This is a genomic window from Exiguobacterium sp. s102, assembly GCF_018618635.1.
Lineage (GTDB): Bacteria > Bacillota > Bacilli > Exiguobacteriales > Exiguobacteriaceae > Exiguobacterium_A > Exiguobacterium_A oxidotolerans.
This window is the reverse complement of record NZ_JACSML010000002.1, coordinates 522,623-544,077: the sequence shown is the minus strand read 5'-3', so window position 1 is coordinate 544,077 and position 21,455 is coordinate 522,623. Positions and strand designations below refer to the sequence as shown.

Genomic DNA, 21,455 nt, shown 5'->3' with positions numbered 1-21,455 from the left:
CTCAATTGATAATGAATCTCATTTTCATTATCAATATAGCATTATACTCCTTAAATTTGTCAATCCCGTACTAAAATTTATTTCATTTTTTTGAAATTCGAGTAATTCAACGCAAAAAAAAGATACACTCGCGTTCGAATGCATCTTGAACAGGTTAGTTTAGGCGGTTGGTTGCTCCGACAAGAAACGCTCAAACGCGATGTCTGGATTATCGGTCTCATAACGCGCGATGAAGGCATGATAGGAGCCGCTGTAGACGATTTTTCCGTGATGGAGAAAATGCATCTTGCACGGCAGGTGGGCGACTTCATGCAGTATGTGCGTCGACAATAACACGATTTTTTGACGGTCGAGTAGCGCACCAATCGCCTCGACGACGAAACGCCGTGACTCCGGGTCGAGCCCGACCGTCGGCTCGTCAAAGATGTAGAGTGTACGATCGAGATGACAGACCGTCCGGATGACCAGCCACCGTTTTTCACCGGCTGACATCTGACCGAGCCGTAAGTCTTGCAGACGCTCTAACCGGCTTCGTTCCTGTTCGCGTAACGAGGCGACATATGTATCCCATAACGAACGGAACGGCTCCGTCCGGTCACTTTTCAAAATCAACCGGACTAAATCTTTTCCTTTCAGCATCGGCGGAAGCGGTGCCTGCTGCAATTGATAAAGAATCTCCGTCCGTTTAAACGGCGGTTGAAACCCGTCCGCCGGGAGCGCCCCGGCGACGACGTCAAACAACGTCGATTTACCTGAACCGTTTAAACCAATCACGACGTTCAACCGTTCCGGATCGAGCTCAAGATCCGCTTTATCTAAAATCATCCGTTTTTCATCATAGCTGTACTCGATTGTCCCGAGTTGCATTTGTCCGTCCCCTTCCGTTAACGATTTGTTTTTGACGTAATCGACAACCGCTGATAGGCAACGTAGCCGACTACTAAATAAACCATGATACCTGTCAGAATCGACAAGCCCATCATCCCGTCACTGACACTGCCTGTCAGGAAGCGGGCTTCATTCAAGATTAAATTCGCCGGATTCAGGAATGAAAAATACGCAAGCAATCGATTATCCGTCAGTTCAAATACATCGATGAAAATGAAGACGGCAAAAATTAAAATCGTCCCGAGCGGTGTCATCGTCTCCGGCTTCAATGGGAGTGCTGCAATCAGCAGGCTACAGGCAAAGACCGGTAACGGGATGATGAGCGCAAGCAATCCGGTCATCAGCATAGTCTTTAGCAACGGTTGATGAAACAAAACCGCCATCATCAGGCTGGCAGCGAACATGTTCAACGTGAGGAAAAACCATTGCGATATGAGACGTCCGAAGATGACCGGGAATTTTTGCCCGGACAAAAACGTATACATCTTCAAAAAGCCGCTCTCCCGTTGGTTGAGTAATGATATGCCAATTCCATTGATTGCAGTCAACACAATCATGATCGCAAAGAATTGAATCATCGCCGACTGAAAGACCGTCCACGTCGGGGAATCCTTGAACCAGTCGAAGTGATTGAGGAGAATGATGACGAGGGGTACGGCGAGCGTATAGAGGTAAGCAAACTTATTGAAGAACATTTCTTTGTTGTAAAGCAAAAAGAATTCATAACTTTTCCGCACGCGGTTCCCTCCTAGTGTGTAATCCAATAAAATCCATAATCAAATTGATTCTTACATTATCTTACTATACGCTAACAAAAGAAGAAATGTTTCAAAAAATGGTTTCTTCGAACGTTCTCCCACAGACCAAAAGAAAGGATGTGATCGGAATGAAACGATTGATCGTGAGTGCCGCCTTGGCCAGCTTACTCGCCGGGTGCTCCGAGGAACCGGAAGCACAAAAAACCAAGCCGACGGGTATTACCTTCACGCAAGATGATAAAACAATTAAGATCATCCCACTGTATGATGCCTATCAGTCATATGTCGATGCAGCACTGAAAGCTCCGACTGAAAACGGAGCGCTGTTCGAAAAATACGTTTTAAAGGAAAACGATCGTATCCGTGAGCAGGAGCAGGTTTCGGAACAGCTTGGTGTCTATAATCCGCTCGACCGACCGATGAACGATCTCAAACACTTAAAAGAAAATGTTACCTACTTACAGCAGCATCAAACCGAGATACAGCAACAAATCAAACAATCGTTACAACAAGCATTGAAACAGTTACCCCGCCAAAACGATTTAGTCATACTAGTCGCTCCAATTAATTCAGATAATCCCGTGAATAACAAGCGGATGGGTGGTGTGACAGGAATTGCACTCGCCAAAAACCTGTTAGTGCTTTACATCGATCGTGATGTCGATCAATCGATGCTTGCCTATACAGTTGCCCATGAATACCATCACACCGTTTTACTCGAAAAGCTTGGAATTTCATCGATTGCCGATAATATCATTTCGGAAGGAAAAGCGGACTTATTTGCGAAAGGTCTTTATCCAGATGTCAATCCAGCTTGGACAGAACCGCTGCTCGACCATTCCTTTAAGCATGTTCTGCATGAAATAAATTCGTATCACGCCAAATTCTCAGACTTACAGAACGGCAATTCTGATTTGCAGATCCCCGGTTGGTCGAATTATGCAATCGGAAATACGATTATGACCGACTTCATTCAGAAAAATCCCGACACTTCCGTTGAAAAATGGACGCATCTACCGACAGGCGATATTTTAGAGCAAAGCGGTTATGCAAAACAATTGACGGCACAATGAAGCGGTTTTGAGTTGATCAGGGAGACCGTCCACTTTGCTTTAATCAACAATCGTTTTAAAAAATCACCCGCTTTACACGACGCCAAGCAGACGTGTGAAGCGGGTGATTTTTTAAACTGAGTTCTAGCGATTGTCGACAAGTCACTTTTGTTTGAGTATCAGTTGAAAGCCGGTATCGCCGTTTCATCATAATTTTCTTCTAAGAACTTTTTGACTTCCGGACTCGTCATCTCTTTCGCAAGCTTCTGAATCGCTTCCGCATCCTGATTGTCCTTCCGGGCAACGAGGGTAATCGCAAAGTCATTCTCGATGCCTTCCGTGACGAGTGCATCTTGTTTCGGCGTCAGACCGAGCGGTGCTGCATAAGCCGGTGTCATGACGACCGCGTCAGCATCATCATAAAGACGCGCGAGCATCAATAAGTCCACTTCCTTGAATTTGTAATCTTGTTTATTCTCAACGACGTCCTTCATCGTATAGTAAGATCCTGTCTTCTTTTTCAATTTAATCGCGTCATGCTGGGCGAGTAACGACAGCGAACGGTCGATGTTCGAGACGTCGTTCGCCATCGCGATGACGGCCCCCTTCGGTAGTTGATCGATTGATTTATATTCTTTCGAGTAGACACCGTAATTGGCAAAATAGATTGGTTCGATCGGAACGAGGTTCGCATCGTTATTCCGATTGAATTCCTCCATATACGGAACGTGTTGGAAGAAGTTTGCATCGACCTCTTTCGCTGCCAGCGCACTGTTTGGCTGAACGTTATCGCTCAGAACGACGACTTCCAGGTTAATCCCGTCTTCCTTTAACTGTGGTTTCACGAGATCAAGAATTTCCGTCATCGGTTTAATCAGTGACGCGACCTTCAAGGTTTTCGTCTCTTCCGTAGAACCGGTATCGCTGTCATCACTATTTCCGCAACCTGCTAAGGCCAGGACAACTATTGTCAACATCATCATCAGTTTTTTCATTTCATTTCCTACTTTCTTTTAACGTTTGTCAATCAATCGTGCTACTGTCGTACCTATGAATTGAATCAATTGAACGAGGATAACCATAATCAGGATCATGTACATCATCAACTCAGTCTGGAATTGCTGATACCCGTACCGTACGGCAAAATCTCCGATGCCCCCTCCACCGACCACTCCCATGATCGTCGAGTAGGAGATAAAACTGACGATCGATGTCGTCAGACCGAGAACGAGTCCGGACCGGGCCTCAACGAATAAAAATTTCACGACAACTTCTCGTGTCGACGCGCCCATTGAGATCGCTGCTTCGATGACGCCTTTTGGTACATCAAGTAACGATTGTTCGACGAGCCGGGAATAATGGGCGATCGCGATAATCGCAAGTGGAACGGTCGCTGCTGCCGTCCCGATGGCTGTACCGATAATCAACCGTGTAAACGGAATCAAAAAGACGACAAGTAACAAAAAAGGAAAGGAGCGGACCGTGTTGACTAGCAGATTCAAACCGGAGAACAGGAAACGATTTTCGAGTAACTGATTTTTCCGCGATACAAACAGCAACGTTCCGACCGGCAGTCCGATCAGCACTGCAGCAAGAATCGAGACCCCTACCATCACGAACGTTTGTCCGATGGCAAGTCTGATTTCCCCTGCGTACTTGATTAATATGTCAGGCATCCGCGCTCCCCCGTTCGGTCAACTGCGTTAAGAACCAACCCGCATCACTCGTGATTTCGGCAACACCTGCAGGTTCTGTCGCGACCGTATCGCGAATCTGACCGTTCTCCATAATCGTGACGCGATTGCAAATACTCTGAATCACGTTCATTTCGTGGCTGACGAGCACGATGGTGACACCAAGCGTCCGATTAATGTTTTGAAGAACCCATAAGATCTCCGACGTCGTACTTGGGTCGAGGGAGGACGTTGGTTCGTCACATAAGAGTACACGTGGCCGATTGGCAAGCGCACGTGCAATTGCAACACGTTGCATCTGACCGCCGCTCAGTTCGGCTGGGTACTTGTCAGAAAAGGATTCCAATCCGACGAATCGGAGGCAGTCCTGAACCCGCGCGGAACGCTCCTGCTTCTGCACGCGCGCGAGTTCGAGGGATACCAAAATATTCTGTTCGACCGTCTTATTCGCGACCAGATTAAAGTTTTGAAAAATCATCCCGATGTCTTGGCGAACACCCCGCAATTTATGGTGCGGTAAAGCAAGCAAATTGATGCCATCAAACTCAATGTCGCCTTCATCCGGTCGTTCGAGCAGGTTCATCAGCCGAAGCAGTGTCGATTTACCTGCTCCGCTCGCACCGATGATGCCATGTATCTCCCCCTGTTCAATCATTAAGGATACTGATTGAATAACGGGTTGTTTGGAAAATGCTTTACTGACCGTATGTAATGTAATCATGTGCCCTCCCCCCTTTTGCCATTTTCCATTCTATCGTAAGCTCCCATTCCTTGTCATGCCGAATGCTTTTTTTCTTTCCCGCGTTATCTCGCTAATTAAATAAATCATTCAGTCAAATAAACACATACATCTCATGTTCACCGTTGAGGTCACCTGTATTTTTTTGAAGTCATGAGAGCATATGCCCACTTCTCAACGATTAGACGAAGCACTAATGATTTTTTTTTGAAAATCGATGTCGGCATTATAGTACAATAGACATAATCGGTTTAAAAGGAGTCCACGACATATGAAAACAATCATCTACGATGTTCTTCACAATATCACTTTTTTAATGAGTGGATTTTACTTACTCGGAAAATTATCTTCTCAACCGATTACACAGGATTCTAAACAGTCACTGCGTATTTTGTATGGTCTATGTTTGAGTGTCCTCGCGATTGTGTTGATGCAGATGACGATTGAACCGGCCCCTGGAATTTTAGTCGACTTACGGCATATCCCGGTCATTGTCGCCGCCTATTTCGCTGGCCCATTGCCGACGTTCATCGTGACTGTCGCCATCATCGTTTACCGCTTTACCATCAGTACGAATTTTGCAGCTTATGCAGCATGTTTTTTCATCATCAGTCTCGCTGTCGGCATCTCCCTGATTGTCAAACTGATGCCTTTGTATTCAAAAAAGACCTTCATGACGGTGACGCTTTATGCGACGCTTCTGCACGCTGTCATTTTAGGAATCGTCTTACGCGATACCGGTCAAATCGTCGAAATCCTGTCAGTCATCACCCCTGCGTCTTTCGTCAGTAGCTGGTTGACTTTGCTCATCATCCAAGACATCCGGATGACGAAGCTTGCGTTACGGACGTTCCAACATAAAGCGCAAATCGACTTTTTGACGGGTCTTCACAACTCGCGTGCTTTTTCAGATTACTTAACGGACATTAAACGGCAAAGTATCTTCAATGAGCAGCAGGTCGCCCTCGTCATGATTGACATCGATCACTTTAAGTCGGTCAATGATACGTACGGGCATGAGGCTGGTGACGACGTGTTACGTCAATTCTCAAAACGGTTACGTGATGGAGTCGGAGATACTGGCTACCTGTCACGAAACGGCGGTGAAGAATTTTCACTCATCATCACAAATCTTGCGTTAACGCGCGTCTTGACCCTCGCTGAAGAATTGCGTGAGCGCATTGAAACTGCCCCTTTCACGACACAGACCGGCCAAACACTCCGCGTGACGGCATCCTTTGGTGTCGCAAGCTTTGAAGAGACGACTGCAAATATTGATCATTTAGTCCGCCATGCCGATCAAGCACTGTATGCTTCTAAACAATCCGGTCGAAACCAAGTCACGCTCCATTCCGTACAAGAAGAGATCGCGACGACGACGTGATTCAATTAAGGATGGACGTAATCAAAAAAATCAGCTACGTTTGATAGTAAGGCAGGTGAAGAATATGAAGTTAACAAAAGGACCGTACATTTTCATTGGTCTTCTCCTCGGTTTATTGTTTGGATTTATCGGAGATAATTTTTATCTGTATGTATCCGCCGGGATTTTAGTAGGTGCCTTACTTGAGCTCTATGTCGCGATTCAGCAAAAAAAAGACCGCAACAACAAGAAACGTTCTTAAGGGGGAAATGGTATGGCATTCAGTGACTTGTTTTTATCAACACTCGCCTATATCGGTGTAGCGACGCTCTTGCTCGCAATCGGTGTTGTCCTGTTTGAAGTGACGACGAAATCAAAGGAAATGGAATTGATTCGTCAAGGTAAAAAAGCAGCCGTCTATGCGTTCGGCGGACGGATTCTCGGACTTGCGATCGTGCTTTATTCAAGTATCGCAAACTCTGTCAGCATCCTCGACATGGTTTTGTGGGGGGCTCTCGCGATCGTTTTCCAAATCGTCCTGTTTTATCTTGCCGATCTGCTCATTCCGCGTCTCAGCATGACGAAGGAAATCGATGCCAACAACGAAGCCGTTGGTTTATTGTTATTGTTCCTCTCGTTATCAATCGGCTTAATCATCGCCGGGTCTCTTACATACTAAAAAAAATGACAGAAATCCGGAAGCGGACTTCTGTCATTTTTTTATTTATCTAATTCATCGAGTTCTTGTTGCGAACGCGGGAATCCGTTCGCTTGCCACTCTGATCGGTATATCGAATCAAGCTTCGTCAATCCTACTTCATCCTCGTCTTTATCCGCATCTTGACTCTCATCTTGATCGAGGTGGTCCAAATACTCCTTCAAATGACTCGGCGGGCGGCGTGATTTCATTTTTTTCATGACAAGTCCTGTACCTGCCAATACACCGGCTCCAAATAAAAATCGCTTCCGTAGCTTCATGACTGTTCCTCCTTAAAAAAACGAGTAATGATGCACTACTTATCTATCCCGACTACGTTGAGTCAAGTTCAAACGATTCCGCCACCGCTCCGTAGCGTCGGGTGGGCAAGCAGTTTGATATTTCCGTGTTCTAGAGTCAACACATGATCCGGTTGCCGCTCAAAATAACCGGTTTCGATGACACCGCTCCATGACTTCAATTCCCGGACGAAATGGGCGACGTCCGGGACACGATCCAGGGCGACATCCAAAATCAAATGGCCTCCATCCGTCACGAATGCTTCTCCCGCCGTTTCGCGGTGTGTATAGGAAATTCCTTTGTCCGCAAGAAGTCGTTCGACGTGTGTCTGTCCGAACGGTTCGACTTCGACCGGTAAAGGTCCCGTCAACTGGCGGACGAACTTCGAGCTGTCTGCGAGATACAACACTTCGCGTGCTTGCAGCGCGACGAGCTTTTCCCGGAACAATGCGCCGCCGCCACCTTTGATGACTTGGAACTGTTCATCAATCTGGTCAATCCCGTCGATGACGAGATCAAGCTGTTCGACATCACGTAACTGACGCATCGGTATTCCGAGCCGCTTGCCCTGTTCTTCCGTCTCAATCGACGTCGCGATCGCTTCGATTTTTAATCCTTCGTCCACTGCTTTTCCTACAGCATCAATAAAATAGCGTGTCGTCGAACCCGTACCGAGCCCGAGTGTCATACCGGGTTTTACATATGCGAGTGCAGCTTGCGCAATCAATGCTTTATCCTGTTCTTGCATCGTTCACCCTCCATTCTCTAATTCCAGTTCACTGATAGTTTTCCCGAATCCTGCGCCCTTTAACCAAAAAACCGGGTGCGACGTCTCCATCGTACCCGGTTCATGAACGTTAAATGACGAAGAAATAGACGCAACAGAAGTGCGCGAGACTTCCAAGTAAGACAAAGACGTGGAAAATTTCGTGGAAACCAAGGTGCTTGAACGATAATGCGCTTGGTTTCAATCCGTAAATGACTCCACCGACAGTATAAAAGATTCCGCCGAGGAACAGTAAGCCGATTCCGACTGGCGACAGAACTGCGGCAAGCGGCGTGATCGCGAAGACCATGATCCAGCCCATTCCGATATAAAGCGTCGTCGATAACCAACGCGGACTGTTGAACCAGACTAACTTAAATGTGATTCCGAAGACGGCAATCAACATGACGATCGAGAACAATACCCAACCGGTCGGTCCGTTCAAACTGATGAGACAAAACGGTGCGTAGGATCCGGCAATCAATAAATAAATCATCGAGTGATCAAGGCGGCGCCAAATCGCGATCGCCCGGTCACTTGCAAGTACCATATGATAAGTTGCCGAGACGGAATACAGGGCGATCATACTGACTCCGAAAATGATGGCTGCGACGATGGCGATGGCCGCGCCCCGCTCAAGTGAGGCCTTGATGACTAGAGCAAGAAGTCCGACAAAGGCAAAGACGGCTCCCCCGAGATGAGTCAATCCATTAATCGGTTCGCGCATATACGTTTTCATAAGTTACCCTCCAAAAGTTATGTAGTTTTCAATACTACATGGCGTTATATAGATATCTTATCATATAGTAGAGAAATAGAAAGCATTACCTGTAAATTTCATGGAGGTTTTTTTAATGACACACGATGACGACAAATCGCGACCGCTCGATCGCCAACTCCAGTTAGACGATATTCCGAACATCGACTTATATATGGATCAAGTCATTCAATTGTTCGAACGGACATTTGAAGCAACGACGCGGACAGAAGGCGAAACGATTTTGACGAAGACGATGATTAACAATTACGCGAAAAAGAAACTCTTTTTCCCCGTCACGAATAAAAAGTATACGAAGAATCATCTCATTCTAATCAGCTTGATTTATCAACTGAAAGGAACCGTCTCAATTAATGACATCAAAGCAACATTGACTGAATTGAATCAAGGTGTCGCAAACGAGACGCTCAATCTGGAAGCCTTTTATGCAAGCTACCTGGAAAACACGGTACAAAATCTCGAGACATTCGAAGCTGAGCAAGCGTCGGCTGATGAAAACGAACCAATCGATCAGCTGCAACAGATCCTTTCACTTGCACATATGAGCAATCTCTATCGACGTGCTGCCGAACGGATGATTGATCAACTCGACGGTTAACTTCTACCGGGTGCTCATGGTAAAATAGGGAAAATGGAGATGGGGGTGGGCTGTGATGGAGGAAAGCACACGCTTTTTGCATCAGCTTGAAGACGTAGGACAGTATTTTGTTAGCTACCAAGACACTATCTTGATCGAACTCGCTTTTGATCAAACGATTGGTCATTATGCGACAGAATTTTCGACGCTCGAACAGACTGCTGATTACATCGAACTTCACTTACATTCGCACCAGACCCAGGCACTGCTCCTCGCGTCGAAAATCCACGCTTTTGATGCGTCTCCGTTTGAGCGCATCACGGAAATGATGTCGATTCAAAGTTTTTTTGCGACGCATCGCATGACGCATCCTGCAAATGCCTTCTCGACCGCTCTGCTGATCAGCCGGCTTAATCCATCGGATGCTCACTTACATCGGACGTTATCCCTTTACCGACTCGCCAAACAACAACACCGTTTCATCGTCTCCCCTTTACTCGGCTCATTCTTCTTTTTCCAATGTTACAAGCGCGGTGAGGTCGAGCATCTTCTTGCACGAGTGGAAGATGCTTACGATCTGTTGAAGAAACGGTTTGGTCGCGCCCAACAGACCTATATCGTCGCTCTTCTATTTTCACTTTTACCTGAAGACGATTTCGAGGCGTATGTCGACCAATTACGGGCGTCGCGCGCACGTTATCGTAAATCTCACATCCCACTTGCATTCCACGGTCTGCTCGCTTTACTCGGTGATCCTGCCGAACATGCTTCAAAACTCGACCAAATCGTCGAGCAACTCCGCTCGGATGTCCACTTCAAGCATCGAAAAGACTTACTTTTTTTAACGGCTGTCCGGCTCTATCTTGCGAATCATCCGACACTGCAACAACTGTTTGCTCAACTCGCTCCGACGATCGACGACATGGCGACGGAAACAGTCCCCTTTTTACTGTTTCCAATCGATATTACTGACATGTCGCATGCGACAGATGGCGGAATGGTCGACGGCGGATTTGACGGCGATGCGGGGAGTAGCAGTAGCGATGCTTGACGATGATCCTACAGGAGGTTTCCCATGAAAAAAGTTGCGTACGATACGTATTATTTAGATGAAAATTATTTCGGACAGCCTTATCCGGGACTCGTCTCTTTTTTCAGTGAATATCAACCGAAGGGACACGTGCTCGATTTAGGATGTGGTCAAGGACGGGACGCCTTGTTACTCGGACAGTTGGGTTATACCGTGACGGGTGTCGATCATTCCGTCGTCGGCATCACCCAGCTCAACCAACACGCTTCAGTAAAGGGCTATGCTGTCGAAGGCATTGTCGGCAATGCTTATGCCTTTCCGATTTCCGAACAGATCGATGTCGTGTTGTTAGACTCGATGCTGCATTTCCATAAAATTGATTTAAAGAACGAAACGACGTTCGTAAACAACATCTTGAACCAGTTGCGCGAAGGCGCAGTCTTCGTCAATTGCATGTTGCAAGGGACAAACCGCGAACAGGTATTAAAAAATATTCTTTCTGATTCTCCTTATGAATGGGAAACGCTCGCTGACACATATACTGAATATGCAGAAGTAAATGCAACATTCCATCTGCTCGCCGTAAAAAAGCGAGGTCCCGTTCCGCCCGATTGAACGAAAAAGAAGTCTTTGCCAGACTACCTCTTTATTTGCATTCAAAAAGGCATCGACTCATCTGAAAGAGTGGATGCCTTTTAGGTGCGTGGAACGAATACGGTTCGCTCACTTAGTTATCTTGATTCGTTTCCTCGTTCGCTTCGACGTCAGAGTCATCGTCTGCTTCATGCGAAAGATCCGGTTGTTCGGACGCATCGTCTGATTTCTCAGCATCCGCTTTTTGGTTTTTTGCTTGATCGTGCTTGTCGCGAGTATCCGGTGCCGCGTCTTTATCACGTCCCGCAATTTCATCGTTCGTCATCTGATTACCTGATGTAATCGGATCTGTTTCTTTATCGTGTTGTTCATTCATGAGAAATCCCCCTTAACAAAATTAAGCTACAGTTAAGAGTATTCCCTGAACGATTTCCGTTAAACATCAAGAGGTTGCATTTTCTTCGCAAAGTCCGTAATCAACTTATCGAGCGGTTGCGGATGATGCAGATAGTGCCCCTGGACATATAAACGTTCGCCTAGCATTTCTACCTGCTTGTATTGCGATAATGTCTCGACCTCTTGAATGACAAGTGAAATCTTTAATGTTTCCGTCAAAGCATAGACCGAACGAATCATCGACTGTTCGAGCTGATTTTGAGCCAAACGTCGGGTGAAGATCGGATCGAGCTTGACCGCCTGGACCGGTAGATGAAGCAATGAATTGAGCGATGCATAATGGCTACCGAAATGATCGACCGTCAAGCGGTATCCCGCGCTTCGTAACAGTTGAAGGCGCTCAATTGCTTTTTTCCGTCCCGTCTGCAATACTTCTTCCCGAATCTCGAGGACGACACGATCTTGTTTAAAGTTTGCTTGCTTCGAAAAGGACAAGAGTTCTTCTAACAGTTGATTCGACTGGAATTGACTCGCGGAAAGATTGACCGCAACCGAAACCGGTAAGTCGAATTCTGCTTCGAACCGTTCGCGATCGGCAATCGCTTGGCGAATCGTAAATCGACCGATGTCGCCAAAGACCCCCATACGTTCTGCAATTGGAATGAAGTCAGTCGGGCTGACGAATCCGAGCACAGGATGATTCCAGCGTAATAAGGCCTCGACCGCAACGGTCACCCCTCGCTTCATATCAAGAATCCGCTGGTAATACAGTTCGAATTGCCCGCGTTCTAACGCATGCGTCAACTCTTCTTCAAGAACGGAAGCGAACGGATGCTGTTCGAACTCCCGCTGTTGATTGACGAACAGCATTCCATTTTTCCCATCGAGCTTCACTTGTTGCATCAAGGCCTCTGCCGCATAGACTTGCGTCTGTCGGTTCGTATAATCCCCCGTCAACAAACTGACACCGGACGACGCCGTCAAATGAATCGGTTCAAATCCGATGTCCGCGATCGGCGCCTCGATTGCTGCCATGATGTAATCGGCATACATCGCACCCGTTTGTTCAAACTCTCGTTCATCAAGCGGCGCAAGAATGATGAATTCATTGCCGTCCTTCCGTCCGACAACATGATTCGGAATCGGAACATATTTCAGCCGGTCGGCGAGGACTTGTAAAACCCGGTTGCCGACACGGTATCCGAATTTGGCATTGACAGCGTGAAAGTTATCCAGGTTCAAGACCATTAAAAATGCCGGATGAATCGTCACACTTGAAATCAAACGGTTCATGTACCGTTCATTGTACACATCCGTCAAGGCATCTTTAATGACGTATGTTTCGACACTGATCGATTTGCTGATGATATCAGCGTAATGTTCAATCAATGCTAAATCGCTCGCTGAGAAGTCATATGGTCGATCGTCAAAAGCACAAAGCGTTCCGATTTTCTCATTGTCGGCGTTTTTGATTGCGACGCCAAGAAAGCTCCCGTTTCCTAATGCCTTTGTGACGGGATGGTCGACCGTCAATGGACTCGTCAACAACTCATTGATTTGAATTTTTCCTGCATTCTCATCGATGACCAGTTTACAAAGGACGTGGTTGAACACATGCGTCGATCCTTCTTCAATCAATTCTTGATCTTGATTGATTGCTTTGACGATGAAGTTGCTACTTGAATCATTCAGTGCGAAAAATAACGAATTGACGCCAATTTTTTCACTGAGTTTCTCTAAAATTTCTTCGACGAGCGGATGTAAGGCTTCGTAGCGGCTTTGAGAATTATCCATTGTGCTGCCTCCTTTCGTATCATGACATCGGATGAATCGGGAACTCAACGATGAAGCGACTTCCGACACCAACTTCTGACTGAACAGAAATCGAACCCCCATGGTCCATGACGATCATTTTACAAATCGCAAGTCCGAGACCTGTTCCGCCAATTTTCCGGGTATCCGAGTTATCGGCCCGGTAGAATTTATCAAAAATGAACGGTAACGCCTTATCCGGAATTCCAATTCCTTCATCTTCGACTTCAATCCGGACGTCCTGCGCTGTCACTTCAGTACGTATCTCGATGTTTCCACCATTCGGTGAGTATTTGATTGCATTCATGATTAAGTTCGTAAACAATTGCTTCATTTTTTCTTCGCTTGCCATCAAGAGATGCGCCCCTGAACCGAACGCCATCCGAACTGTATGTTCACTGCTCGCTAACTCGAACATCGTTTTCATTTCAATCAGCAGTTTCTTTAAATCAATCGTTCTTTTCGTTGCCCCTTGCGTCAAATCTTCACCCTTTTGAATTTCGAGGATGTCGTGGATCAGCTCAGACAAACGGACGGTCTCGGAATAAATCGTCTCAAGGTATTTCTTTTGACGGGGTCCGTCGAGGGAACGCTTCATCAACAATTCTGTGAATCCCATGATTGAAGAGAGCGGCGTCCGCAGTTCGTGAGAGACGATGGACACGAATTCAGCTTGCTTCAAGTCGAGTTCTTTATCTTTCGTCACATCGCGCAAGACGAGCATCATGCCCCACTCGACGTTTGCAATCGCAATCCGCTCCGCATAGGCACTGAGCAAGAGATTGCCTCGAAATGCTGACAGTTCAATCGTTTCACCCGGTATATCACCGTTCATCAGCTGACCAATATAATCGTGCAACGCATCCGGTTGGTCGACGTGCTCAAACAGCGATGTCGCCCGCTCGTAGGCATGCCGAAATCCTTGTGCTTGATTCAACAGTTTTGGCGGGAACATATCGAGCAACGCTTGGTTGGCATAGATTTGTTCGCCACTACTCTCGATGTAGAGGACTGCTTCGCGAATCGAATCGAGTAACTGGTACGTCTTGATTTTTTCATGCTCCATCTGATGGAACAAGAGGTGTCGCTCTAACGTCATCCCGAGCTTGCGTGACAAGTCTAAGATGTCTCCGACTTGTTCTAAATTAAATTGCTCGAACTCATGCTTTAAATAAATCAACCCGACGACACTGTTGTTACTCGGTGACTGGATTGGAATCGCGGACTCATATCCTCCTGTTTCAATCGGCAGTTGGACGGACTTTCGCATCACGAATGCACGGCGCAAAACGGAATATTGATCTAAGTCCTTTTCAATCAACTCCATCTCTTCCACCGCCTCTGTCACGACATGACTGAGTTGTTCGCGCCGGTAGAGAATGATTGCACCACGCGTCAATCCGATGAGCGGAAGCAGCTTCAACAGAAGCGTCTCGCACGCAGATTCGACGTTTTGTGTCGCGAGTGTTTCCATGATTTCATTTCGGTGTCTTAATTTATCTTCGGCTGCGAGCAAGTCGTGTTTCAGCTGACCGATTTGTTGCTGATCCGTCGTGACATCCGCACTTTGCTCGATCGAAGGAAACGATCCACTCTTCAAACGATATGGTCGTGTTTTTTTAGTTGGACGGTACCGCATGACTTTTTTCAATGAATTTTTTCCTCCTAGCTGAAAAATCGTTTCTAAAATTATACCACGCGTATGAGAAGGCCGGCATACATCATTTGAATTCTTCTTGCTTCAGTAAGGAGCGGAAGGACACTTCAAATTGCTCGTTTTCTAGGCGCGTTCGCTTTTTCGGTCCCTTCGTCCGTCCGCCGGCCCGACGAATTTGTTGGCCGACATGCCGCGTATGCAAGAGAAAATCAATATTGTCATCTGTAAAAATTCGTCCATTCTGGTCAATCGGTCGTCCTTTACGCGCTAAGGCAAGTGCCGCCAGTCCATAATCTTGTGTGACGATGATATCACCCGGTGAAATCCGGTTGACGATTGCATAATCGACCGCATCCGGACCTTGTCCAATTGTAATCGTCGTCGCCCCCGCCCGGTTAAATTCATGCGCTGTATCACAGACTAAAAACACGTCCACCCCGGCGCTTAACCGGATTGTCAAATCAACGACCGGACACCCATCGGCATCGACTAATACTTTCATTTCCCTCTTCCTCTCTGTTTACCTATCTGTCCTAAGTGTCCGCGAGAAACAGAAACACTGTCAAGCGAATCGCTATAAGTTGACCCGAGTCCGATTTCGCAAGACAATAGATAGGAAAGGAAGTGCCCGTATGGAGCAAGCTACATTCAAATCATTTTTACATCTTCTCAAAAAAAGTAATCCCCCGGTCGGTCTGCTATCAGCAGCCGTCGCCGTCTCGGTCATCCAGGCATTAGCGGCACTGATGATTCCGTGGTTTCTGAAATCACTGATTGATAATTTCTCGGTCGATCGGCTGACACCCGGACTGATTTCCTTATTCATCGTCGTTTTTCTCGTCCAACTCGTCAGTAATGCCTTTTCGATTTACTGGCTCCAGATTGCCGGGCAACGCATCGTCGCCAACTTGCGGACATTACTGTGGAAACATCTCCTCGGTCTACCGGTTCCGTTTTATGATGAAACAAAATCAGGGGAGCTCGTCTCCCGCCTCAACAATGACGCGACGACGTTACAACAGTTGTTGTCGGAGCAGCTCGTCCGCCTGTTGACATCCGTCGTTTCCATCATCGGGGCCATCACGATTTTATTTTTCCTCGATTGGCAGATGACGCTTGTCATGGTGATCGCCGTTCCGTTGACGTTACTGATCATCATCCCGCTCGTCCGGAAACTGCATGAGATTTCCCGGGCGACACAAAAAGAACTCGCCGGATTATCCGGCTTCTTCGCCGAGATGTTGAGCGAAGTCCGGCTCATCAAATCGCAAGCGACCGAGTCTTACGAAATGGACCGTGGAAACGAAAAGATTGAGAATCTCTTCGGCTTCGGCGTCAAAGAAGGTCGGATTCAAGCGATTCTGTTACCGCTGTTCAACGTGACGCTGACATCGATGCTGATCATCATCATCGGCTTCGGTGCTTACCGGGTCTCGACGAACCAAATTTCTGCCGGTGAGCTCGTCGCCTTTTCACTCTACTTGTTCCAAATCATGACCCCGCTCGTGACGATGACCGAATTCATTTCGAAGCTCCAAAAAGCACGCGGGGCGACAGAAAGAATTTCGGAACTGCTCGAAGAACAGCCGGAGCAACAAGGAACGCGTGACGTCACCCGTCCGTTCGGAGCGGTTCAATTCAATCAGCTCTCGTTCGGCTATGATGAGACGACGTTACTGCATGACGTGTCCTTTTCTTTGCCGCACGGCCAGACGACGGCGATCGTCGGACCAAGCGGTTCTGGAAAATCGACGTTGTTTGCGTTACTCGAACGGTTTTATCAACCGACGTCAGGTGATATTTCACTCGGACCGGACGGCATCGAGACGTTCCGACTTGAAAGCTGGCGCCGGGCAATCGGCTACGTCGCCCAGGATTCACCCGTCTTGTCGGGAACGATTCGTGATAATTTACTGTACGGACTCGTCCGTGACGTGACGGAACAGGAAATCCGCGATGCTGCAGAAATGGCGAATGCCGATGCCTTCATCGAGTCGTTCCCGCACGGCTACATGACGGAAATCGGCGAACGCGGGGTCAAACTGTCGGGTGGACAACGGCAACGAATTGCGATCGCCCGTGCCTTGCTGCGTGATCCGGAACTCTTACTGCTCGACGAAGCGACGTCAAGCCTTGACTCAGAATCGGAACGTGTCGTCCAGGAAGCACTCGAACGTTTGATGCGCGGACGGACGACGTTCGTCATCGCTCACCGCCTGGCGACAGTCCGTCACGCGGATCAAATTATCGTTCTTGAGGACGGACGGGTTTCCGGCATCGGGACACACGACACCCTCGTCGAGACGAATGTTTTGTATAATAAACTCGTAACGCAACAATTCATCGGTCAGACCGATGCAATCAGGGGGAATCACGGATGACGAAAACGGTAGGATTTATTGGACTCGGTGTCATGGGGCAAGGAATGGTGCGGAACTTACTGAAATCCGGTTTTGCCGTCAAAGGCTATAACCGGACAAAAGAAAAAGGCTTACCGCTCGAACAGGACGGGGCGACGATCGTCGACACGATTAAAGAAGCCGTCACCGGCGCAGACGTCGTCATTTCAATCGTCGGGTACCCGGAAGACGTCGAACAGATTTACTTCAGTGAAGACGGAATTTTAGCGAATGCTGCGCCCGGGACGATCGTCATCGACATGACGACATCAAGCCCGGCGCTCGCCGTCAAAATCGCGGAGCAGGCACAAGCAAACGGGCTCGTTTCACTCGATGCACCTGTCACAGGTGGTGACCTTGGTGCGAAAAACGGGACACTCGCGATTCTTGTCGGTGGTCAAGAACAGGCTTTCGCTGACGTCAAACCATTGTTTGAGGCGATGGGACGCTCGATTTCATTATTCGGCGGTCCCGGAAAAGGACAATCGGCGAAACTCGCAAACCAGATTGCAATTGCCGGTTCAATGATCGGGACAGCTGAGATGTTATTGTTTGTCACGCGCTCCGGTATCGACCCGACGCAGTTCGTCGAGACGATTAAAAGTGGTTCTGCCGGCAGCTGGTCACTCGAGAACTTGATTCCGCGTGTCATCGCGGAGAATTATTCACCAGGATTTTTTGTCAAACATTTCATCAAAGACATGCGTCTTGCACTTGAACGGGCGGATGAGATGGGAATTTCGACACCGGGTCTCGCGCTCGTCAAATCACTGTATGACGAGCTCGCAGCGATGGGGCACGGTGAGTCTGGTACACAAGCACTCTATTTATTACTCGCTGAAAAGTCACAGCAGCAGCAACCGTAACAAAAAGGTCCGCCCGATTCAGTTGGGTGGACCTTTTTTGATTACTTGATATCGATTAATGAGAAATCGTATGTGGCAACTACTTCTTGCTTCTCGTGCTTTTCATGCAGGAATCATAAGAAGAGAGTGCCTTCGTTGTGGCAACCGCTTCTTGCTTCCCGTGCTTTCCACATAGAAATCATAAAGGGCAAAGTCCGTTTGTTGCGGCAACCGCTTCTTGCTTCCCGTGCTTTCCTCGGGCGAGCCGCAAGCCGTTGCTCCTTGCTTCTGACGAACAAGGAGCAGGGTCTCGCCTGGCTCTGACAGCGCAAGGTGACCTTGCGCTTTTTCCCGTAGGAGTCACGAAAAGCGAAGCGATTCTGAACATATTATCTTTGGCTTCTTGAAAATAGAACAATTCAACCGAGCCGTCCGTCTTGAATCGCTCCCTAGCGAATAGCAGTGCATTTGTGACCCTGCAGCGCAGCGAAGCGGCACAAATCACTGCCGCTTGGGAGACGAGGCAAGACTGGAACGAGCGACCGGTCGGTTTACTCCGAATTTACCATTACATGACTCACAAACAGCATACCTCTGAGCATATTATCTTTGCCTTCTTGAAAAACAGAACGATTCAACCGAGCCGTCCGTCTTGAATCGCTCCCTAGCGAATAGCAGTGCGTTTGTGACCCTGCAGCGCAGCGAAGCGGCACAAATTCACTGCCGCTTGGGAGACGAGGCAAGACTGGAACGAGCGACCGGTCGGTTTACTTCGAATCCAGTCCAACTCAAAAGGTCCTCCGATTTCTCAGAGGACCCATCCGTGCCAATCATTCAGCCGCTGTCGGCCGTTCTGCTTTTAATTTCTCATAAAAATGCGCCATCGTCGTATCGAAATACGGCGTCAGGAAGATGACACCGACCGTACTCAACAAGGCGAGAATTCCCCAACCGATGAAGCTGATGTAGAGTTTGATCAAACGTCGTTTCTGTCCACGCATCATCCGTCGGCTCTCTCCTAATACTTGAATAAACGACAGTTCCGGACGATCGACGAGAATATACGGGACGAGTCGGTAAACAAGATAGAAATAGATCGCCGGTAAAATCAAAAATGATCCTGCATAGACGAGCAGTGTGACGACCGTGTACGAAAGAATCGTCCGGACATATGATTTCAACGAAGCGAATCCTTCGAACAACGTTCCGATGCCGGCTTTTTCACCTCGAACGAACCGTAAGTAGGAAATCGTCCGTCCGACCGTGACCGGTGCCAAAATAATCGTGACGACGATGTTCAAGCCAACGAACTTCATCATACTTCCGATGTCTTCTTGATCAAACGACATTCGACTGGCCGCTAAGGCAAAAATCGCAAAATAGACGATTGAAATGCTTAGCCCAACAAACCAGTTGCCTTTTAATGTCGCGAGTGCTGTTTTTTTGTACGCTGAATTTGTCATCATAAACCCCTTCTCACTTCACTTTCCCATTTGATTTTAACGTAGTCCCGCTTGAAAAAATAGGGACGTGCTTCGATTTCAGAGAAAGTTGTGACAAACTACTGAAAGATGGACGGACGACAGCAACAAACAAAAGGAGAGGCACACCCTCCCATTCAGGGAAGATGCGCCTCTCGTAACCGATGTTTCTTTAAAGAAGTGATTTCAAAGCCGACACTCTTGATGCATCGACTTTTCCGTTGACGAGAACTGCTGAGCCGACGTGGAGTTCGGTCGCTTTCGTCGTTTCCAATAACTCTTTTGCTGCTTCGACGGTAATGCCGGAGCCCGGTAAAATCGTCAATTCCTCGTGGCGTTCAACAAGTTCCGCGATGACCGCTTGTCCTTCGAGCGCCGTTGCTTTGGTACCCGACGTCAAAATACGGTCGACTTCCGGGAAGTCGGCTAAGACCTCTGCTGCTTCGTGGATATCACGGCTGCTGTCGATGGCCCGGTGGAACGTCAGCGACAGCTCCCCTTTGTGTTTGATGACGCGACCAAGGAATCCTTCATCAATCCGTCCATCCGCTGTCAACGAACCGACGACGATGCCGGCAGCCCCTAATTCACGAATCAGATCGATATCGGTGATGATCGTTTCCTGATCCGCTTCTGAATAAACAAATGACTTACTATGTGGCCGGACAAGGACATGGACCGGGATTTCGACCGCTGAAAGAACTTGACGAATCAATCCGTAACTTGGTGTCAGTCCACCTTCCGATAAGGCAGATACGAGCTCGAGTCGATCTGCGCCTGCTTGTTCTGCAGCCGTCGCCTCTTCGACGGTTGCTGCGATTACTTCTAACATGTACATCCCTCCCGCATCAGTGTATCACGAGACGACGGTCCAGTTCACCCGTTCGTTAAACAACTTCATCTCCCATGATGGTGGATAGGTCGAAGGACTCAGGACGATTTTAGCCCGTCGGAACTCGGCGACTTTATACTTGCGGTTCCCCTCAAACTCGTCACATGCTAAAAAGGCATAGACGTCTTTCGTACAACCGATGACGGCTTTTTGAATCAAGGATGACTCGATGTCGTCACTAACGAAGCCTCGTTCGATTTCTGCGCCGTCAAATGCAAGGAAACAGGCATCAAACGCATAGGAATCAAGTGCTTGCAACACTTCGACACCGACCGTTTGACCATAGGTGTCGACAGTTCCCCCAAGTAAGCGGATTTCACCGCTGAACGGTCCATTTTTACGACATTGTTCCAGATGGTTTGCGATCGACAGCGAGTTCGTCACAATCGTCGCCGTTCCCGTTAAGTACGGCAATAAGTGCTCGACGGGTTCCCCTTTTCCTAAAAAGATACAGGAGTATTCACTGAGCCAGCCTTTCGCGTAACGCGCGAGGCGACGCGACAATTGATCCGTCCGACGGGAAATCGGCGATTCCGGTTTCCCGCCTTGATAGATGGCTCCCCCATAAACACGTTTGAGTTGGCGGTCCCGCTCGAGTTCCTCCAGGTAGCGACGGACGGTCTCCCCTGAAACATCCAATCGATCAATTAAATCTTTCGTCATGACTTTCCCTTCTTCTTCAAGCCATTTCATGATTTGTCCTTTTCGTTCTTCTCCGAGTAACGACACACGACCTT

General features: G+C 47.8%; 24 protein-coding genes. 9 read left to right on the top strand and 15 right to left on the bottom strand.

Annotated features, from left to right (window positions below; translation table 11 throughout):
* Positions 1–159: 159 nt before the first annotated feature.
* Both KNQ02_RS07815 and KNQ02_RS07810 read right to left on the bottom strand, forming a co-directional pair.
* Positions 160–867, bottom strand: coding sequence for an AAA family ATPase (locus tag KNQ02_RS07815; RefSeq protein WP_214807831.1), 708 nt, complete (start codon positions 865–867; stop codon positions 160–162).
* A 17-nt stretch (positions 868–884) separates the two neighbouring features.
* On the bottom strand, positions 885–1,625 hold the full coding sequence (locus KNQ02_RS07810; protein WP_214807826.1) for a hypothetical protein: 741 nt from the start codon (positions 1,623–1,625) through the stop codon (positions 885–887).
* A 149-nt stretch (positions 1,626–1,774) separates the two neighbouring features.
* Between KNQ02_RS07810 and KNQ02_RS07805 the strand changes: the two genes are divergently transcribed.
* On the top strand, positions 1,775–2,719 hold the full coding sequence (locus KNQ02_RS07805; RefSeq protein ID WP_214807823.1) for a DUF2268 domain-containing putative Zn-dependent protease: 945 nt from the start codon (positions 1,775–1,777) through the stop codon (positions 2,717–2,719).
* Positions 2,720–2,877: 158 nt separating this feature from the next.
* On the opposite strand, the gene KNQ02_RS07800 is transcribed toward KNQ02_RS07805, so the two are convergent.
* From KNQ02_RS07800 to KNQ02_RS07790, 3 genes are read right to left on the bottom strand one after another with little or no spacing between them, the layout of a single operon-like run.
* Complete coding sequence (locus KNQ02_RS07800) at positions 2,878–3,693, bottom strand: MetQ/NlpA family ABC transporter substrate-binding protein (protein WP_214807820.1); 816 nt, start codon at positions 3,691–3,693, stop codon at positions 2,878–2,880.
* Positions 3,694–3,711: 18 nt separating this feature from the next.
* Positions 3,712–4,374 carry a methionine ABC transporter permease gene (locus KNQ02_RS07795; protein ID WP_214807817.1) on the bottom strand — a complete coding sequence of 221 codons (663 nt, stop codon included), beginning with the start codon at positions 4,372–4,374 and terminating at the stop codon, positions 3,712–3,714.
* Positions 4,367–5,113 (bottom strand): methionine ABC transporter ATP-binding protein, encoded by a 747-nt coding sequence (locus KNQ02_RS07790; RefSeq protein WP_214807813.1) that lies wholly within the window; start codon positions 5,111–5,113, stop codon positions 4,367–4,369. Before KNQ02_RS07790 ends, KNQ02_RS07795 begins: the two co-directional genes overlap by 8 nt.
* Positions 5,114–5,402: 289 nt before the next feature.
* Between KNQ02_RS07790 and KNQ02_RS07785 the strand changes: the two genes are divergently transcribed.
* The 3 genes from KNQ02_RS07785 to KNQ02_RS07775 all read left to right on the top strand — a co-directional run bounded on the left by KNQ02_RS07785 (position 5,403) and on the right by KNQ02_RS07775 (position 7,173).
* Entirely contained in the window at positions 5,403–6,515 is a 1,113-nt protein-coding gene (locus KNQ02_RS07785) for a GGDEF domain-containing protein (RefSeq protein WP_214807810.1), read from the top strand.
* A 64-nt stretch (positions 6,516–6,579) separates the two neighbouring features.
* Positions 6,580–6,756: a hypothetical protein gene (locus tag KNQ02_RS07780; RefSeq protein ID WP_167331096.1), complete on the top strand. Its 177-nt coding sequence runs from the start codon at positions 6,580–6,582 to the stop codon at positions 6,754–6,756.
* Positions 6,757–6,768: 12 nt separating this feature from the next.
* Positions 6,769–7,173 carry a DUF350 domain-containing protein gene (locus KNQ02_RS07775; RefSeq protein WP_029333388.1) on the top strand — a complete coding sequence of 135 codons (405 nt, stop codon included), beginning with the start codon at positions 6,769–6,771 and terminating at the stop codon, positions 7,171–7,173.
* A 41-nt stretch (positions 7,174–7,214) separates the two neighbouring features.
* Here the strand turns inward: KNQ02_RS07775 and KNQ02_RS07770 are convergent, their stop codons facing one another.
* The 3 genes from KNQ02_RS07770 to trhA form a co-directional block, all read right to left on the bottom strand.
* On the bottom strand, positions 7,215–7,472 hold the full coding sequence (locus tag KNQ02_RS07770; RefSeq protein WP_214801210.1) for a hypothetical protein: 258 nt from the start codon (positions 7,470–7,472) through the stop codon (positions 7,215–7,217).
* A 68-nt stretch (positions 7,473–7,540) separates the two neighbouring features.
* The gene (rpiA, locus tag KNQ02_RS07765; RefSeq protein WP_214801206.1) at positions 7,541–8,239 is read right to left on the bottom strand and encodes a ribose-5-phosphate isomerase RpiA; all 699 of its coding nucleotides are present in this window, start codon (positions 8,237–8,239) and stop codon (positions 7,541–7,543) included.
* A gap of 109 nt (positions 8,240–8,348) precedes the next feature.
* Positions 8,349–8,996: a PAQR family membrane homeostasis protein TrhA gene (gene trhA, locus KNQ02_RS07760; RefSeq protein WP_088836805.1), complete on the bottom strand. Its 648-nt coding sequence runs from the start codon at positions 8,994–8,996 to the stop codon at positions 8,349–8,351.
* Between the two features lie 115 nt (positions 8,997–9,111).
* Between trhA and KNQ02_RS07755 the strand changes: the two genes are divergently transcribed.
* Genes KNQ02_RS07755 through KNQ02_RS07745 form a run of 3 tightly spaced genes read left to right on the top strand, consistent with a single transcriptional unit; the run spans position 9,112 to position 11,257 of the window.
* Positions 9,112–9,633 carry a DUF1836 domain-containing protein gene (locus tag KNQ02_RS07755; protein WP_088836804.1) on the top strand — a complete coding sequence of 174 codons (522 nt, stop codon included), beginning with the start codon at positions 9,112–9,114 and terminating at the stop codon, positions 9,631–9,633.
* Between the two features lie 55 nt (positions 9,634–9,688).
* A complete protein-coding gene (locus tag KNQ02_RS07750; RefSeq protein ID WP_214807807.1) occupies positions 9,689–10,663 on the top strand; it encodes a DUF4003 family protein in 975 nt (324 codons plus the stop codon).
* Positions 10,664–10,687: 24 nt separating this feature from the next.
* Entirely contained in the window at positions 10,688–11,257 is a 570-nt protein-coding gene (locus KNQ02_RS07745) for a class I SAM-dependent methyltransferase (RefSeq protein WP_214807804.1), read from the top strand.
* A 112-nt stretch (positions 11,258–11,369) separates the two neighbouring features.
* Here KNQ02_RS07745 and KNQ02_RS07740 read toward each other — a convergent pair whose 3' ends face one another.
* The 4 genes from KNQ02_RS07740 to KNQ02_RS07725 all read right to left on the bottom strand — a co-directional run bounded on the left by KNQ02_RS07740 (position 11,370) and on the right by KNQ02_RS07725 (position 15,603).
* Entirely contained in the window at positions 11,370–11,612 is a 243-nt protein-coding gene (locus KNQ02_RS07740; protein ID WP_214801197.1) for a hypothetical protein, read from the bottom strand.
* 59 nt (positions 11,613–11,671) lie between these two features.
* The gene (locus KNQ02_RS07735) at positions 11,672–13,426 is read right to left on the bottom strand and encodes an EAL domain-containing protein (protein WP_214807801.1); all 1,755 of its coding nucleotides are present in this window, start codon (positions 13,424–13,426) and stop codon (positions 11,672–11,674) included.
* 19 nt (positions 13,427–13,445) lie between these two features.
* Positions 13,446–15,095 carry a sensor histidine kinase gene (locus KNQ02_RS07730; protein ID WP_251135039.1) on the bottom strand — a complete coding sequence of 550 codons (1,650 nt, stop codon included), beginning with the start codon at positions 15,093–15,095 and terminating at the stop codon, positions 13,446–13,448.
* A gap of 70 nt (positions 15,096–15,165) precedes the next feature.
* Positions 15,166–15,603: a YaiI/YqxD family protein gene (locus KNQ02_RS07725; RefSeq protein ID WP_088836799.1), complete on the bottom strand. Its 438-nt coding sequence runs from the start codon at positions 15,601–15,603 to the stop codon at positions 15,166–15,168.
* A gap of 130 nt (positions 15,604–15,733) precedes the next feature.
* On the opposite strand from KNQ02_RS07725, the gene KNQ02_RS07720 reads away from it, so the two are divergent.
* Together KNQ02_RS07720 and KNQ02_RS07715 are read left to right on the top strand one after the other, a co-directional pair.
* Positions 15,734–17,482: an ABC transporter ATP-binding protein gene (locus KNQ02_RS07720; RefSeq protein ID WP_088836798.1), complete on the top strand. Its 1,749-nt coding sequence runs from the start codon at positions 15,734–15,736 to the stop codon at positions 17,480–17,482.
* Positions 17,479–18,366, top strand: a complete 888-nt coding sequence (locus KNQ02_RS07715) for an NAD(P)-dependent oxidoreductase (protein WP_088836797.1) — start codon at positions 17,479–17,481, stop codon at positions 18,364–18,366. Before KNQ02_RS07720 ends, KNQ02_RS07715 begins: the two co-directional genes overlap by 4 nt.
* Positions 18,367–19,175: 809 nt before the next feature.
* Here the strand turns inward: KNQ02_RS07715 and KNQ02_RS07710 are convergent.
* From KNQ02_RS07710 to KNQ02_RS07700, 3 genes are all read right to left on the bottom strand, one after another.
* Entirely contained in the window at positions 19,176–19,808 is a 633-nt protein-coding gene (locus tag KNQ02_RS07710) for a DUF975 family protein (RefSeq protein ID WP_088836796.1), read from the bottom strand.
* Between the two features lie 190 nt (positions 19,809–19,998).
* Positions 19,999–20,658 (bottom strand): copper homeostasis protein CutC, encoded by a 660-nt coding sequence (locus KNQ02_RS07705; protein WP_214807799.1) that lies wholly within the window; start codon positions 20,656–20,658, stop codon positions 19,999–20,001.
* Positions 20,659–20,682: 24 nt separating this feature from the next.
* Positions 20,683–21,447 (bottom strand): DeoR/GlpR family DNA-binding transcription regulator, encoded by a 765-nt coding sequence (locus KNQ02_RS07700; RefSeq protein ID WP_029333368.1) that lies wholly within the window; start codon positions 21,445–21,447, stop codon positions 20,683–20,685.
* Between the last annotated feature and the right edge of the window lie 8 nt (positions 21,448–21,455).